Origin of the sequence: Streptomyces sp. NPDC058469, from assembly GCF_042721125.1 — a bacterium.
In the GTDB taxonomy this organism is placed as follows: domain Bacteria; phylum Actinomycetota; class Actinomycetes; order Streptomycetales; family Streptomycetaceae; genus Streptomyces.
Genome location: NZ_JBHXME010000225.1, coordinates 1 through 14354, shown reverse-complemented (window position 1 = coordinate 14354; position 14354 = coordinate 1). Strand labels below are relative to the sequence as shown.

Sequence of the window (14354 nt, the reverse complement as noted above, 5' to 3'; positions counted from 1 at the left end):
CCTCTGGTGTTGCCACAGTTGGAGGGGTGGGGACCAGGTACGCGGCGGGCTGCGCCGTACCGCCACGGCCCGCTCCCGTTTCGTCGGCGAGTGCGGGCGAGTGGGGCGGAGTGGGGCGGAGTGGGGGGGCTCTCTGGTGGTCACGGGGCTTTGCGCGCGTAGTCGCCTGGCCCTTGTTCCACCAACGTGAAGGCGCGGGCGGCTCGTTCGGGGGCTTTGGCGGCTGCCGTGGTGACCGGCTCGGCTGCGTCGATACGGCGGTAGTGCTCCTCGATGAGGGCGTTGCGGGCGGCGCTGATCATGGCGGCGGAGACGGTGGCGAGCATGAGGTCGCTGGTCTCCTCGGCTAGGTGGGCGGCCAGGTCCCGGTGCCTTTCTGCGCGGCCAGGAACGCGCGCTCCATCAACACCGGTGTCCCCATGACGAGTTCGCGGAGCTGGCGGGCGAACGGTTCGCTGTGCGGCCCTACCGCCGGATCGCGGGTCTCGACCATCTCCAGGGACTGCCGCCGAAGTGCTCCTCCATCGGCGAGACCTTTCGGTGATCCGTCAACCGTTTGCTCAGACGGGAAGTTCGGTGATGCCGGGGGCGAAGTCGAAGTTCCCCACCCCGTTGTTCGCGAGGCCCACCGTGAGCAAGCCCGCCCCTTCCAGCCAGTGCGCCATTTTCAGGCCGCCGACGTCCAGCGGGCGCAGCCCGAGGCTCTTGATGAACGCTCCCACACGTGCCTTGGCCTGCGCGTTGTCGCCGGCGATGAAGACATCGGGCCGACCCTTCTCCAGGACATGTCGGAAGATGGTGTTGAACGCCTTCACCACGCTGGCGCTTGCCGGGGCGACCTTGGCGGCTTCCTGCGCGATGGAGGTCTCCTCGCGGTGGGCCAGCCCGTCGAACGTGGAGTTGAAGGGGTTGCTGATGTCGACGATGACCTTGCCCGCGAGAGCGTCTCCGTACTGGGCGACGACCGGCACGACACCGTCGTGCAACAGGGCCACGATGACGATGTCCCCGGCCGGGGCGGTGCCCCACTCTCCCGTCGTGGCGCCGCCGCCGAGAGCCTTGGCCAGGTCAGCGGCCTTGGACTGATCGCGGCCCATGACCTCGACGGTGTTGCCGCCCGCTATCGCCCGCGCGCCGATGGTGCGGGCCATGTTCCCGGTGCCGATGATGCTGATGCTGCTGCTCATGAGATGTCCTGCCCTGGTTGTGTGTTGTCCGGTTCAGATGGCGGTGGTGCCGCCGTCGGCGACGAGTTCCATGCCGTTGACGTAGCTGGAGTCGTCGGAGGCGAGGAAGAGGGCGGCGGTGGCGATTTCGTCGGGGTGGCCCATCTGGCCGCGGGGGATGAGGGACTCGAACTGGCGCTTGGTGGCCTCGTCGAAGAGTTCTTCCTGCTTGGCGGTGGCGACCTGGCCGGGGGTCAGGACGTTGACGCGGATGCGGCGGTCCTTGAGCTCGTTGAGCCAGACGCGGGCCCAGGCCTGCTGGACCGCCTTGCTGCCGGCGTAGACGCTCCAGCCGGGGAAGGCGCCGAGGGAGGCGTTGGAGCCGGTCATGAGGATGGAGCCGCCGTCGTTGAAGAGGGGGAGCGCCTTCTGGACGGTGAACAGGGTGCCGCGGGCGTTGAGCCCGAACCAGGTGTCGAAGTGGGCCTCGGTGATCTCGCCGAGCGGGGCGGGCTCGCCCCCTCCGGCGCTGGCCCACAGGACGTCGAGGCTTCCCTTCTCCCGCTTGACGGTGTCGTACAGGCGGTCCAGGTCGTCCAGGTCGGCGGCGTCGCCCTGGACGCCGGTGACGTTGCGGCCGATCTGCTTCACGGCCTCGTCCAGGGCGTCCTGGCGGCGGCCGGTGATGAAGACGTGCGCTCCCTCGTCGACGAAGAGCTTCGCGCCGGCCAGTGCCATGCCGGTGGTGCCGCCGGTGATGACCGCTACCTTGCCGTCGAGCTTTCCCATAGTCGCTCCCTTGGGTCGGTGGTGCCGTGTGCACCTGAGGCGACGACGTTATGTACACCGCCCTGTGTGCTTACGCTACGGGGCGGGCGGCCGGGACGCAAACTATGTACACCGGTCGTTACCCTGCCGGGGTACGATGGAGCCATGACGGAGTTGGAGAAGGGCCCTACGGGCCGCCGCCGCGGCCGGGGCGCCCGCGAGCGCATCCTCGGCGCGTCCCAGCAGCTGTTCCGCGAGCAGGGCATCAGCCGCACCGGCATGGACCAGCTCTGCGCGGCGGCCGAGGTGTCCAAGCGCACGGCCTACCAGCACTTCGGCGGCAAGGACGAACTCGTCGCCGAGTACCTGCGCCGGTTCGACCCCTCCGTTCTGTCCGGCGTGTTCGACCGCGCCGACCTCACGCCCCGCGAACGGCTCCTCGCGGCCTTTGACGTCCCCCCCACCACGCCGCTGTGCCCTTACATCGCCGCCGCCGTCGAACTCCACGACCCCGAGCACCCCGCATCCCAGTACGCACGCGACTACAAGAAAGCCGTCGCCGCGCGGCTCGCCGACACCGCCCGCGAAGCCGGCGCCGCCGATCCTGAACAGCTCGGCGAGCAGCTCGCGCTGCTCATCGACGGCGCCGCGGCCCGCACCCGGGTCCTCAACGCCGACGCCTTCCCCACCGCCGCCGCCATCGCCGCCGTCCTCATCGACAACGCCATCCCCGCCACAGCCGGCGATGACCGGCGACGGGAGGAAGTGCCAAGCTGACTTGGCACTCCGCGGCCGGGCTGGACGCGGTGCCGGTCGCGCGGCTGCACCCGCTGGTACGCGACACCAGCCGCCCGGCACCTGGCCCGCACCTGCCGGCTTTTACGGAACTGGCCCGTTTCTACGCCGGGCACGGGCCCGGTGGGGACATCACTGGGCTGGCCCATCTGACGGGGGCCACTCGCGCGGCCGGCGTGCAGGCCCTTGTGGATGCGACGCAGGTGGTGTTCTGGGGTGGGGCCGGGTTGATGGGGGTTGCTGCGGTGTTGGCTTGGCGGTTGCCCAAGTCCGGTGGGGTGGAGGGTAGTTCGGTTGTCGGTGGCGACCGCGCCGCCTATGTACGGACGTGAGTTACGAACGCGGTGAAGGCTTCTGGGAGGAGCGTGAGGGCGGAGCCGTTCGGGAGCTTGGAGTCGCGGACGGCGACGAGGGTTTGGGTGGGCGAGAGTTGGCGGCCTCGACGCAACTGCCGCCCGCGTCACTGCTGTACGAGGACTTGAACCAGGCCTCTTCTCGGGCCGGTTCGAGGGCATTGGGGTGGCTGCTCATGACTGTTCCAACTCTCGTGCTGCTCGTTCCAGGAATCGCGGCGTCTCCCGAGGCGCGGGAGCCTCGGCCCTCATCGCGTCGAACCTGCGGACGTAGCGCCAGATCTCAGTGTCCTTGTCCGAGACTCTCGCGCCCTCCGGAGTGTCCATACTCACCACGGTAGGCAGTGGCGGCGCAAAATCCATGAGGATGAAGTTCCCCGACGCCCGGTAGATAGGCTGGGACATCGGCAGGATCTGCACGGTCACGTGATCCAGCGAGGCCAGTTCCGCCAAGTACTGGTACTGCTCCCGCATGGTCTCGGCGCTGCCGAAGACCCGCCGTAGCGTGGCCTCTTCGAGGATCGCGTGGATCTCCACCGGCCGCTCGGAGCGCGTGATCACTTCCTTGCGCCGCATGCGAATCTCGATGTTCCGCTCCACGAACTCCGTGGTGCGCTCGTCGACAGGCTTCGCCGTCTCGAACTGGGCACGCGCATACGCCTGAGTCTGGAACAGGCCGAACATCACTTCAGGTTGGTAGACCCGGAGGATCTTGGCATCGCCTTCCAGGCCAACGCTCATGTTGAACCCGGACGGCATAAAAGTGCGGTACACCGACCACCAGCCCGGTTCAGCGAGTTCTTGTGGACGTCCAGCAGGAACGCCACGTCACTCTCGTCGCTCACCCCGTACCGCTTCAACAACGACTTGAGGTCCTGGACGCTGGGCAGGCTCGTCAACCCCCGCTCCACCCTGTGCAGTGTCGACTCGGAGACGCTCGTCCCCTTCACCGCCTGGCCCCTCGTGATGCCCCGGCCCAGATCCCGCCCCCGACCCCGACCCCGACGGAGCGAACCCCCGCCCCTCAACTCCCCACCCCCACACCCCCGTTCACCACCACCGGCCTCGGCGGCCCCTGGCCCCCCGTCACCTTCTGCTGCGTACCCCTCCCCCACACCAAAAGGCCCCACCCGTCGAAACGGGCGGGGCCTTCACAGCCGTAGAGGATGCCGTAGGGGATCACGCAGAGAGCGCCTGTTCCTCGCAGTCCGTGTCGGGCACGCACCCCGCCGCCAGTTCGTCCAGGGACACCCCGACCGCCGCCGCCAGCGCCGCGACCGTGAAGAACGTCGGGGTCGGGGCCCGGCCCGTCTCGATCTTGCGGAGGGTCTCCGCCGAGACCCCCGCCGCCGCGGCCACGTCCACCATGCTGCGATCGCCGCGCGCCCGGCGCAGCAACGCGCCGAACCGTTCCCCGCGCTGCCGTTCCCTCGGGGTCAAAGGAGTTCTCACCATGACCGTGATACTAATACCGGTATAGTAATTGGGTATCGGTGCGGGAGACTGGGAGTCGTAGGACATGGTGGAGATCAAGACGGACGCGGCGCTGGACGCCATGCGGGAGGCCGGGCGGGTCGTGGGGCAGGCCCTCGCGGCCGTCCGGGAAGCGGCCGGTGTCGGGGTGTCGCTGGAGGAGCTGGACGAGGTGGCCCGCACGGTGCTGACCAAGGCCGGGGCCGGCTCGCCCTTCCTCGGTTACCAGCCCTCGTTCGCCCCCACCCCGTTCCCCGCGGTGATCTGCGCCTCGGTCAACGACGCCGTCGTCCACGGCATCCCGACCGGTTACCGGCTGCGCGACGGCGACCTCGTCAGCGTCGACTGCGGCGCCGAACTCGACGGGTGGGCCGGCGACGCCGCCGTCTCCTTCATCGTCGGTACGCCCCGGCCCGCCGACGTCGATCTGATCGACGCCACCCAGCGCGCGCTCGACGCCGGTATCGCCGCCGCCGTCCCCGGCAACCGCGTGGGCGACATCTCGCACGCCATCGGCGCCGTCGCCAAGGCGGCCCGCTGCGGCATGCCCACCGACTTCGGCGGGCACGGCATCGGCCGCCGTATGCACGAGGACCCGCACATCCCCAACCGGGGACGGCCCGGCCGCGGCTTCCCCCTCCGGCACGGACTGGTCCTCGCCATCGAGCCCATGCTCATGTCCGGCGGACACGACGACTACTACGCCGCCGCCGACGGCTGGACCCTCCGCACCACCGACGGCAGCCGGGCCGCCCATATCGAGCACACCGTCGCGATCACCGAGGACGGGCCCCGCATCCTGACCCTGCCCTGACCCCCTGCCCCCTGACCTCAGCCTTCGCGGCCGGGGAGCATCGCCAGGGCCTTGGAGCGCTGGGCGACCAGGTCGTCGTAGGTGCCGTCGCGCTCGGCCCAGCGGTGCATGTGGACGCCCTTCACCAGGATCTCGTGGGGGGTCGGGTCCTCCGCGAGCAGGTCCATGACCTCCGTGGCGAAGCCGTCCAGCGGCAGCGCGTGCGGGTTCGCCTTCTCCTGGCCCGCGGTGGCTACGGCCGGGGGGACCAGCTCCACGACGTCCACGCCGGTGCCGTCGAGCTGCGCGCGCAGTGCCTCGGAGTAGGCGTGCACCGCGGCCTTCGACGCGGCGTAGGTGGGCATCGGCGGGAACGGCAGGAAGGCGATGCCGGAGGTGACCGTGACGAGGGTGCCGGCGCCCCGCCGTACGAGATGCGGGGTGAAGGCGTCGGTCACCCGGATCGTGCCGAGCAGGTTGGTGTCGACCGTCGTCCGCGCCGCCTCGAAGTGCGCGGGGTCGCGCAGGTCCTCCATGAGCATGACCCCCGACATGGTCACCACCGTGTCCAGTTCGGGGTAGCGCGCGAGTACGGCGTCACGGGCACGGGTGACGGAGTCGTCGTCGGTGACATCGATGGTGACCGTGCCGAAGCCTTCTCCGGCCAGCTGCGCAAGCGCCTTCTCGCTACGGCCGCCGACGGCCACCGTGCTGCCCGCCGCGGCGAACCGGCGGGCCAGTTCCCGGCCGATGCCCGAGGTCCCGCCGACGACGAGAACCGTGCGGTTGGTGAGATCCACGAGGTCTTCCCTTCACGTGGTGAGTGGTGCTGCCGTCGGTCGCCAGTCTTGGCGGGATCCGCCCGGTGGGGCAGTGCCCCCTTCGGCCGGGGGCCTGTCAGGGCCCCCGCTGAGATCCGCTCGCCGCATTACCGTGTCGACATGGGTGTCTCCGCGAACGACGAGGAATCCGGCAACCGGCTCGGGAGCTATCTCCGCGCCCGGCGAGAGCTGGTCTCCCCCGCGCAGGCGGGGATCCCGGCCGGCGGCAACCGCCGCGTGCCCGGACTGCGCCGTGAGGAAGTCGCCCTGCTCGCCGGAATCAGCGCCGACTACTACCTGCGCCTGGAGCGGGGCCGCGACAAGAACCCCTCGCCCCAGGTCCTCGACGCACTCGCGCGCGTCCTGCGGCTGGACGACGTCGAGCGGACGTATCTGCTCGGCCTCGCGGCGGCCCGCCCCAGGGCACCGCGCCGCAAGCGCCCCGAGCACGTACCGGCGCGGGTGCACCAGCTCCTCGCCCATCTGCAGATCCCGGCGTTCGTCGAGGGCCGCGCCTTCGACGTCCTGGCCTCCAACCCCATGGCCGTCGCGTTCTCCCCGCGTCTGCGGCCCGGCCAGAACCGGCTGCGCTCGCTCTTCCTCGACCCCGAGGAACAGGCCTTCCACCAGGACTGGCCGCAGGCCGCCGCCGGCTTCGTCGCCGCGCTGCGCACCACCATCGGGGACGACACCGACAACCCCCGGTTCGTCGAACTCGTCGGCGAACTCGCCCTGTCCAGCGCGCGGTTCCGCACCCTGTGGGCCCGGCACGACGTCCGCAACCTCGACGGCGGCACCACCACCGTCCACCATCCCGTCGTCGGCGACCTACGGCTGCACCGCGACAAACTCCCCGTCGAGGACGTCATCCTCGTCGTCTACTACCCCGACAAGGACACCGACAGCGACGAGAAGCTACGGCTCCTCACGACGCTCGCCCTGCCCGATTCGACGGGGACGAACTGAGCGCATGAAAAAGGCGTTCGGGGGACGGTCACCGCGACCGTCCCACGAACGCCCTCTCCGTACGTGGGTGTTACGCCAGCAGCGCCGGAATCGTCCCCTCGTGCGCCTCGCGCAGCTCCTCCAGGGAGAGTGCGAACTCGCCCTGTACGTCCACCACTGCATTTGAATCAGCCACAGTGCCGTCGACGACACCGATGCGCGTGACCGGGAGACCCCGCGCGCCGCACATGTCGTTGAAGCGCAGCTCCTCCGAGCGAGGGATCGCGACCACCGCGCGGCCCGCCGACTCCGAGAAGAGGAACGTGAACGCGTCGAGACCGTCCGGGACGATCAGGCGTGCGCCCTTCTCGCCCAACAGGGCCGATTCCACTACCGCCTGGATCAGACCGCCGTCCGACAGGTCGTGCGCCGAGTCGATCATCCCGTCGCGGGACGCGGAGATCAGGATCTCGGCCAGCAGCCGCTCCCGCTCCAGGTCGACCTTCGGGGGCAGGCCGCCGAGGTGGTCGTGGACGACCTGCGACCAGGCCGAGCCCCCGAACTCCTCACGCGTGTCGCCGAGAAGGTAGAGCAGCTGCCCTTCCTCCTGGAAGGCGACCGGCGTGCGACGCGCCACGTCGTCGATGACTCCCAGCACCGCCACGACCGGGGTCGGGTGGATCGCCACGTCGCCCGTCTGGTTGTACAGGGAGACGTTGCCGCCCGTCACCGGCGTGCCCAACTGCTGGCAGGCGTCGGCCAGTCCACGGATCGCCTCCGCGAACTGCCACATCACCGCCGGGTCCTCGGGCGAACCGAAGTTCAGGCAGTCGGAGACCGCGAGGGGCTTCGCGCCCGTCGTCGCCACGTTGCGGTAGGCCTCCGAGAGCGCCAACTGCGCACCCGCGTACGGGTCCAGCTTCGCGTACCGGCCGTTGCCGTCCGTCGCGATGGCGACCCCGAGGCCGGTCTCCTCGTCGATGCGGATCATGCCCGAGTCCTCGGGCTGCGCCAGCACCGTGTTGCCCTGCACGAAGTGGTCGTACTGAGACGTGATCCACTTCTTGGACGCCTGGTTCGGCGACGACACCAACGCCAGGACCTGGGACTTCAGCTCCTCCGAAGTCGACGGCCGCGCGAGCTTGTTGGCGTCGTCCGCCTGGAGCGCGTCCTGCCAGGGCGGGCGGGCGTACGGACGCTCGTAGACCGGGCCGTCGTGCGCGACCGTGCGCGGGTCGACGTCCACGATCTTGCCGCCGTGCCAGAAGATTTCGAGGCGGTCGCCGTCGGTCACCTCACCGATGACCGTGGCGATGACGTCCCACTTCTCGCAGATCTCCAGGAAGCGGTCCACCTTCGCCGGCTCCACGACCGCGCACATCCGCTCCTGCGACTCGCTCATGAGGATTTCCTCGGGCGAGAGCGTGGAGTCACGGAGGGGTACGTCGTCGAGCGTGACCGTCATGCCGCCGGAGCCGTTGGACGCCAACTCGCTTGTGGCGCAGGAGAGTCCGGCCGCGCCGAGGTCCTGGATGCCGACGACCAGCTTCTCGGCGAAGGCCTCCAGCGTGCACTCGATGAGGAGCTTCTCCTGGAAGGGGTCGCCCACCTGGACGGCCGGACGCTTCGACGGCTTCGCGTCGTCGAAGGTCTCGGAGGCGAGGATCGACGCGCCGCCGATGCCGTCGCCGCCCGTGCGGGCGCCGTAGAGGATGACCTTGTTGCCCGTGCCGGAGGCCTTCGCGAGGTGGATGTCCTCGTGGCGCATGACGCCGATGGCGCCGGCGTTGACCAGCGGGTTGCCCTGGTAGCAGGCGTCGAAGACGACCTCGCCGCCGATGTTGGGCAGGCCCAGGCAGTTGCCGTAGCCGCCGATGCCCGCGACGACGCCCGGGAGGACGCGCTTGGTGTCGGGGTGGTCCGCCGCGCCGAAGCGGAGCGGGTCGACCACGGCCACCGGCCTGGCGCCCATCGCGATGATGTCGCGCACGATGCCGCCGACGCCCGTGGCCGCGCCCTGGTAGGGCTCGACGTAGGAGGGGTGGTTGTGCGACTCGACCTTGAAGGTGACCGCGTAGCCCTGGCCGACGTCCACCACGCCCGCGTTCTCGCCGATGCCCACGAGCAGCGCGTCGGATTGCGGGGCCTTCTCGCCGAACTGGCGGAGGTGGACCTTGGAGGACTTGTAGCTGCAGTGCTCGGACCACATGACCGAGTACATGGCGAGCTCGGCGCCGGTGGGCCGGCGGCCGAGGATCTCCACGACCCTCTCGTACTCGTCCTTCTTCAGGCCGAGTTCGGCCCAGGGCAGCTCGACGTCGGGGGTCTCGGCCGCGTGCTCGACCGTGTCCAGAGGCGTCCGGCTCATGCGTTGACCAGCTTCTTGAGGATCGAGGTGAAGAAGGGGAGGCCGTCGGTGCGACCGGACCCGACGAGCGCCTCGACGGCGTGCTCGGGGTGGGGCATGAGGCCTACGACGTTCCCGGCGGCGTTCGTGATGCCCGCGATGTCCCGAAGGGAGCCATTGGGATTGACGTCGACGTAGCGGAAGACGACTCGGCCCTCCGCCTCCAGCTCGTCGAGCGTGTGCTCGTCGGCGACGTAGCGGCCGTCCATGTTCTTCAGCGGGATGTGGATCTCCTGGCCGGACACGTAGTCGCTGGTCCAGGCGGTGTCCGCGTTCTCCACCCGCAGTTTCTGGTCACGGCAGATGAAGTGGAGGTGGTTGTTGCCGAGCATCGCGCCGGGGAGGAGGTGCGCCTCGGTGAGGATCTGGAAGCCGTTGCAGATACCGAGGACGGGGAGTCCCGACTTCGCCTGCTCGATGACCGTCTCCATCACCGGCGAGAAACGGGAGATGGCGCCCGCGCGCAGATAGTCGCCGTAGGAAAAACCGCCCGGGAGGACGACGGCGTCGACCTGGTGGAGGTTCTTGTCCTTGTGCCAGAGGGCTACCGGTTCGGCGCCGGCGAGACGGATCGCGCGCTGGGTGTCGCGGTCGTCCAGGCTGCCGGGGAAAGTGACGACGCCAATACGAGCGGTCACTTGGCCGCCTCCGCCACTTCTTCCACCTTGACGGTGAAGTCCTCGATCACCGTGTTGGCGAGGAAGGATTCCGCAAGATCGTGGATGCGGGCGAGCGCTGCCTCGTCGACCGGTCCGTCAACTTCCAGTTCGAATCGCTTTCCCTGACGTACGTCGGAGATGCCTTCGAAACCCAGGCGTGGCAGCGCACGCTGGACCGCCTGGCCCTGGGGGTCGAGGATCTCCGGCTTGAGCATGACGTCGACTACGACGCGTGCCACTGGCACTCCCGGTGTTGTGGTGCTGAGCGTGTTCCTGCGGGTCTTCGACAGGTGACTTCAGACTACCCGCACAAAATTTCTACGCGGGTAGAGTTGTAGGAATCTACGTGAGGACCATCACGATCCGGTGTCGGGCGGGGGTCTTCACGAAAAGTTCAGGGAAAGATCCCGGATCGATCCCGGTTCCCTATTGCGCGGAGACACGCGGGAAGATTTAGTCGGGCTTCACATTGCATTGCCGGGCACTGTACAAATGAATTGGCAATAGCCGATACTTTGCCCAATAACAGGCGGACAGTCGACATCTCCGCACCTCCGTGGCGCCTCCGTGCACCCCTGCGGATAGTGCGGTTTCAGGTGTCGCACGAAGGGACCGATATTCGTGGCGCAGAAGGTCGTGGTCACTCTCTTTGACGACATCGACGGCTCGGAAGCGGCGGAAACGATCGCCTTCGGGCTCGACGGCAAGTCGTACGAGATCGACCTGAATCAAGCCAATGCCAAGAAACTGCGTAAGGCGCTCGCGCCCTACGTGGACGCAGGTCGCAAGCGGTCGAGGTCGGGCAAGGCCTACCGCCAGACCGAGGTCGCCCCCGACCCGGCGGCCGTCCGGGCCTGGGCCCAGGCGAACAAGATGGACGTGCCGGCGCGCGGACGCATCCCCAAGAAGGTCTACGAGGCGTTCGCCGCCGCGCGGTGACCGACGCCGTGTGAAAGCTGGGCCGACGGCCGGTCATCGGCCCCTCGGGGCAACCGACTTGCGCTGCACCCCTCCCGGTCAGCTAGAGTTCGGAGCACGCCGAGGGGCGAGGCCGAAAGGCCCAGCTCACGGAGTACACGCGGGTGTAGTTCAGTAGCAGAACATCCTCCTTCCAGGAGGAAGGCGCAGTGTGCAATTCCTGTCACCCGCTCTGCAGCATCACCGTTCGGACCACTGTTGTGGATCGGGTAGGCTGGTGCTCGCGCCGATCAGTGAGAGCTGGTCGGAGGCAATGCGGACGTAGCTCAGTTGGTAGAGCGCAACCTTGCCAAGGTTGAGGTCGCCAGTTCGAACCTGGTCGTCCGCTCCAGCGAAAGACCCCGGTCCAGTGGACCGGGGTCTTTGCTATGCCCGATCGCATCAACAGATCGTCCCCGTCTGACATTTGTCATGCCGAGTGATGACACCGCGCACTGCTGCCGAGCCTCCGCCGCGGCGACGCTGAAGTCATGGATACCAACGAACACGAACACGTGATTGAGGTCACTGACCTACGCCGTGTGTACGGGGGCGGGTTCGAGGCTGTGCGGGGGATCACCTTCTCCGTGCGGCGCGGGGAGGTCTTCGCGCTCCTGGGCACCAATGGCGCGGGCAAGACGTCCACGGTCGAACTTCTTGAGGGGCTCGCGCCGGCCTCCGGCGGGCGGGTGCGCGTCCTGGGCCACGATCCCCACAGCGAGCGGGCCGCCGTACGGCCGCGTACCGGGGTGATGTTGCAGGAGGGCGGGTTTCCGTCCGAGCTGACCGTCGCCGAGACCGCGCGGATGTGGGCCGGCTGTACGAGTGGGGCCCGGCCCGAGTCGAAGGCGCTCGCGCTGGTCGGGCTCGCGCGGCGGGCGGACGTACGGGTGAAGCAGTTGTCCGGGGGTGAACGGCGGCGGCTCGATCTCGCGCTCGCGCTGCTCGGGGAGCCCGAGGTGCTGTTCCTCGACGAGCCGACGACCGGGCTGGACGCCGAAGGGCGCCGGGACACCTGGGAGTTGGTGCGGGCGCTGCGGGACGGCGGTACGACCGTGCTGCTGACCACGCACTACCTGGAGGAGGCGGAGGGGCTCGCCGACCGGCTCGCGATCCTCAGCGAGGGCCGGATCGCGGTCACCGGGACACCGGCCGAGGTGACGGCGGGGCGGCCGTCGCGGATCTCCTTCGAACTGCCCGCGGGCTACTTCGTGGGGGACCTGCCGCCGCTCGGCGAACTGGGGGTCGTCGGGCACGAGGTGGCCGGGAGGGTCGTACGGCTTCAGACGCATGAGTTGCAGCGGGCGGCTACCGGGTTGTTGGTGTGGGCCGAGGGGGCGCGGATCGAGTTGCGGCGGCTTGAGGTGCGGTCGGCCTCGCTGGAAGAGGCGTTTCTGGGGATCGCCCGTGAGCAGGAGGTGGCTGCATGAGTGCGATGACGACTACTCCGGTCGGGCGGTTGCGGGCGCTGGGGCGGGCCGAGCTGGCGTTGCTGGGGCGGAACCGGAGTGCGGTGGTCACGGCGCTGCTCGTGCCGTTGGCTCTGCCGTTCAGCGTGCGGCCGGCGGTCGACCAGATGAACCTCAAGGGCGAGGGGCTGACGGTCGGCGCGGTGATGCTCACCGCCGCGATCGGGTTCTCGCTGCTCTTCGCCGTGTACTCGTCGTTGGTGAGCGCCTTCGTCTCGCGGCGGGAGGAACTGGTCCTCAAGCGGTTGCGCACCGGGGAGCTGGGCGACGCCGAGATCCTCGCGGGGACCGCGCTGCCGGCGGTGTGCGTCGGGTTCGTGCAGTCCGTGCTCCTGGCCGCGGCCTGCGTGCTGCTGCTCGACGCGGGGGCGCCCGCGATGCCCCAACTCGTCGTCCTGGGGCTGCTGTTCGGCCTCTTCCTGTCCGCCGCGCTGGCCGCCCTCACGGCGACTGTCACCAGGACGGCGGAGAGCGCCCAGGTGACCGCGCTGCCGGTGCTGTTCGCGTCCATGCTCGGCTCCGGGATCATCATCCCGCTGCAGCTCCTGCCCGACCGGGTCGCCGACGTCTGCCAGTTCCTCCCGCTCTCCCCCGCGATCCGGCTGATCAGCGGCGGCTGGAACGGCGACCTGTCCGGCTACGACGCCCTGAGCGCCGTCCTGACCGCGCTGGCCTGGACCGTCCTCGCGGTGTTTGCTGTACGGCGGTGGTTCCGGTGGGAACCGCGGCGCTGAGGTACGGGAAGCACGGGGAGCACGGGGAGCACCAAGAGATGCAGGCATCCGGTGGCTGGTGGGGGCGGAAGAGCACGCCCGGGAAGGTCGAGGCGTACACCCGGTGGTCCTTCCACTTCTTCGCCGTCGTCGAGGTCGCGGCGGTCGGGCTGCCGCTGTTCGCGCAGGTCGGGGTGGGGACCGCGACCTGGATGGCGACCGCCGTGACCGTGCACGCGCTGCTCTGTTCCGCCACCGCCTCCCGGGCGCTCGACTGGACGCGCGACCGGCGAGCGCGGCCCGTACAGCTCATGTGGTTCCTCGGCTCGGTGACCGCGCTGATCGCCGTCGTCGCGCTCGTCCTACGGGAACGGGGTCCCGGTGACGACCACGTGCGGGCCGCCGCGAGCACGCTCTTCGTGGGTGTGCTGGGCTTCGGCGCCGGGACGTTGACGCTCGGGGTGCGCGGGCAGCGGCAGGTCCTCGCGGTGGTGGCGGGTGCGGTCGGCGGCACGCTGGTCGCACAGCTCCCGCTGGGGGTGGCCGCCCCGGCCGCGCTCGGCACCGCGCTGGCCGTCCTCCTCACCGGCGGCGGCCTCGCCTTCACCGCCGCGTTCTCCGTCTGGCTTCTCGACGCCGTCTACGAACTCGACGAGGCCCGCGAGACCCGCGCCCGCCTCGCCGTCGCCGAGGAACGGCTCCGGTTCGGCCGCGACCTGCACGACGTGATGGGCCGCAACCTGTCGGTGATCGCGTTGAAGAGCGAACTCGCCGTGCAGTTGGCCCGGCGAGGGCGCACCGAGGCCGTGGAGCAGATGATCGAGGTCCAGCGGATCGCCCGGGAGTCCCAACGTGAGGTGCGCGATGTCGTACGGGGATACCGCGAGGCCGACCTCAGACTCGAACTCGCCGGTGCGCGAGGCGTGTTGGCCGCCGCAGGCATCGAGTGCGAGGTGACCGGCGACGCGGCGGGGCTGCCGGTCGAGGTGCAGTCGGCGCTCGGGTGGGTGGTACGCGAGGCGACGACCAATGTGC

Annotated in this window: 19 protein-coding genes, 2 tRNA genes and 1 pseudogene; 9 read left to right on the top strand and 13 right to left on the bottom strand. The window is 69.5% G+C overall.

Going from position 1 to position 14354, the window contains the following annotated elements; all coding sequences use genetic code 11:
* Positions 1-140: 140 nt before the first annotated feature.
* From ACFWP5_RS48335 to ACFWP5_RS48320, 4 genes are all read right to left on the bottom strand, one after another.
* Complete coding sequence (locus tag ACFWP5_RS48335) at positions 141-326, bottom strand: hypothetical protein (RefSeq protein WP_384172423.1); 186 nt, start codon at positions 324-326, stop codon at positions 141-143.
* Between the two features lie 20 nt (positions 327-346).
* Entirely contained in the window at positions 347-493 is a 147-nt protein-coding gene (locus ACFWP5_RS48330) for a hypothetical protein (protein ID WP_384172420.1), read from the bottom strand.
* A 67-nt stretch (positions 494-560) separates the two neighbouring features.
* Entirely contained in the window at positions 561-1187 is a 627-nt protein-coding gene (locus ACFWP5_RS48325) for an NADPH-dependent F420 reductase (protein WP_384172417.1), read from the bottom strand.
* Between the two features lie 33 nt (positions 1188-1220).
* Positions 1221-1955 carry an SDR family NAD(P)-dependent oxidoreductase gene (locus ACFWP5_RS48320; RefSeq protein ID WP_384172414.1) on the bottom strand — a complete coding sequence of 245 codons (735 nt, stop codon included), beginning with the start codon at positions 1953-1955 and terminating at the stop codon, positions 1221-1223.
* 144 nt (positions 1956-2099) lie between these two features.
* Here ACFWP5_RS48320 and ACFWP5_RS48315 point away from each other — a divergent pair, with 144 nt between their 5' ends.
* A complete protein-coding gene (locus ACFWP5_RS48315) occupies positions 2100-2711 on the top strand; it encodes a TetR/AcrR family transcriptional regulator (protein WP_384172411.1) in 612 nt (203 codons plus the stop codon).
* Between the two features lie 334 nt (positions 2712-3045).
* Here ACFWP5_RS48315 and ACFWP5_RS48310 read toward each other — a convergent pair whose 3' ends face one another.
* From ACFWP5_RS48310 to ACFWP5_RS48290, 5 genes and pseudogenes are all read right to left on the bottom strand, one after another.
* Positions 3046-3177 (bottom strand): DUF397 domain-containing protein, encoded by a 132-nt coding sequence (locus tag ACFWP5_RS48310; RefSeq protein WP_384172408.1) that lies wholly within the window; start codon positions 3175-3177, stop codon positions 3046-3048.
* Positions 3178-3185: 8 nt separating this feature from the next.
* Positions 3186-3260: pseudogene (locus tag ACFWP5_RS48305) on the bottom strand (hypothetical protein); the annotation flags it as partial.
* Complete coding sequence (locus tag ACFWP5_RS48300; RefSeq protein WP_384172405.1) at positions 3257-3841, bottom strand: DUF5753 domain-containing protein; 585 nt, start codon at positions 3839-3841, stop codon at positions 3257-3259. The pseudogene ACFWP5_RS48305 and the gene ACFWP5_RS48300, both read right to left, overlap by 4 nt.
* Positions 3820-4032: a helix-turn-helix domain-containing protein gene (locus ACFWP5_RS48295; protein WP_384172402.1), complete on the bottom strand. Its 213-nt coding sequence runs from the start codon at positions 4030-4032 to the stop codon at positions 3820-3822. Before ACFWP5_RS48295 ends, ACFWP5_RS48300 begins: the two co-directional genes overlap by 22 nt.
* Before the next feature lie 229 nt (positions 4033-4261).
* The gene (locus ACFWP5_RS48290; RefSeq protein ID WP_384172399.1) at positions 4262-4537 is read right to left on the bottom strand and encodes a helix-turn-helix domain-containing protein; all 276 of its coding nucleotides are present in this window, start codon (positions 4535-4537) and stop codon (positions 4262-4264) included.
* A gap of 64 nt (positions 4538-4601) precedes the next feature.
* Here ACFWP5_RS48290 and map point away from each other — a divergent pair, with 64 nt between their 5' ends.
* Entirely contained in the window at positions 4602-5369 is a 768-nt protein-coding gene (gene map, locus ACFWP5_RS48285) for a type I methionyl aminopeptidase (protein ID WP_384172396.1), read from the top strand.
* A 17-nt stretch (positions 5370-5386) separates the two neighbouring features.
* Here the strand turns inward: map and ACFWP5_RS48280 are convergent, their stop codons facing one another.
* Positions 5387-6148, bottom strand: a complete 762-nt coding sequence (locus ACFWP5_RS48280; protein ID WP_384172393.1) for an SDR family oxidoreductase — start codon at positions 6146-6148, stop codon at positions 5387-5389.
* Positions 6149-6289: 141 nt separating this feature from the next.
* Here ACFWP5_RS48280 and ACFWP5_RS48275 point away from each other — a divergent pair, with 141 nt between their 5' ends.
* Positions 6290-7135 (top strand): helix-turn-helix transcriptional regulator, encoded by an 846-nt coding sequence (locus tag ACFWP5_RS48275; RefSeq protein WP_384172390.1) that lies wholly within the window; start codon positions 6290-6292, stop codon positions 7133-7135.
* A gap of 70 nt (positions 7136-7205) precedes the next feature.
* On the opposite strand, the gene purL is transcribed toward ACFWP5_RS48275, so the two are convergent.
* Genes purL through purS form a run of 3 tightly spaced genes read right to left on the bottom strand, consistent with a single transcriptional unit; the run spans position 7206 to position 10419 of the window.
* Positions 7206-9482 carry a phosphoribosylformylglycinamidine synthase subunit PurL gene (gene purL, locus ACFWP5_RS48270; RefSeq protein ID WP_384172387.1) on the bottom strand — a complete coding sequence of 759 codons (2277 nt, stop codon included), beginning with the start codon at positions 9480-9482 and terminating at the stop codon, positions 7206-7208.
* Positions 9479-10159: a phosphoribosylformylglycinamidine synthase subunit PurQ gene (gene purQ / locus ACFWP5_RS48265; protein WP_384172384.1), complete on the bottom strand. Its 681-nt coding sequence runs from the start codon at positions 10157-10159 to the stop codon at positions 9479-9481. Before purQ ends, purL begins: the two co-directional genes overlap by 4 nt.
* Positions 10156-10419: a phosphoribosylformylglycinamidine synthase subunit PurS gene (gene purS / locus ACFWP5_RS48260; protein WP_015659417.1), complete on the bottom strand. Its 264-nt coding sequence runs from the start codon at positions 10417-10419 to the stop codon at positions 10156-10158. The genes purQ and purS overlap by 4 nt, the downstream gene beginning before the upstream one ends.
* Before the next feature lie 382 nt (positions 10420-10801).
* Here purS and ACFWP5_RS48255 point away from each other — a divergent pair, with 382 nt between their 5' ends.
* From ACFWP5_RS48255 to ACFWP5_RS48230, 6 genes are all read left to right on the top strand, one after another.
* On the top strand, positions 10802-11119 hold the full coding sequence (locus ACFWP5_RS48255) for an Lsr2 family protein (protein ID WP_384172381.1): 318 nt from the start codon (positions 10802-10804) through the stop codon (positions 11117-11119).
* A 139-nt stretch (positions 11120-11258) separates the two neighbouring features.
* Positions 11259-11330: transfer RNA gene (locus tag ACFWP5_RS48250), tRNA-Gly, on the top strand.
* Between the two features lie 83 nt (positions 11331-11413).
* A tRNA-Gly gene (locus tag ACFWP5_RS48245) sits at positions 11414-11489 on the top strand.
* A gap of 139 nt (positions 11490-11628) precedes the next feature.
* A complete protein-coding gene (locus ACFWP5_RS48240) occupies positions 11629-12567 on the top strand; it encodes an ABC transporter ATP-binding protein (protein WP_384172378.1) in 939 nt (312 codons plus the stop codon).
* The gene (locus ACFWP5_RS48235; protein ID WP_384172375.1) at positions 12564-13340 is read left to right on the top strand and encodes an ABC transporter permease; all 777 of its coding nucleotides are present in this window, start codon (positions 12564-12566) and stop codon (positions 13338-13340) included. Before ACFWP5_RS48240 ends, ACFWP5_RS48235 begins: the two co-directional genes overlap by 4 nt.
* A gap of 38 nt (positions 13341-13378) precedes the next feature.
* Positions 13379-14354: sensor histidine kinase (locus ACFWP5_RS48230; RefSeq protein WP_384172372.1), on the top strand; the 976-nt coding region annotated here is incomplete at its 3' end.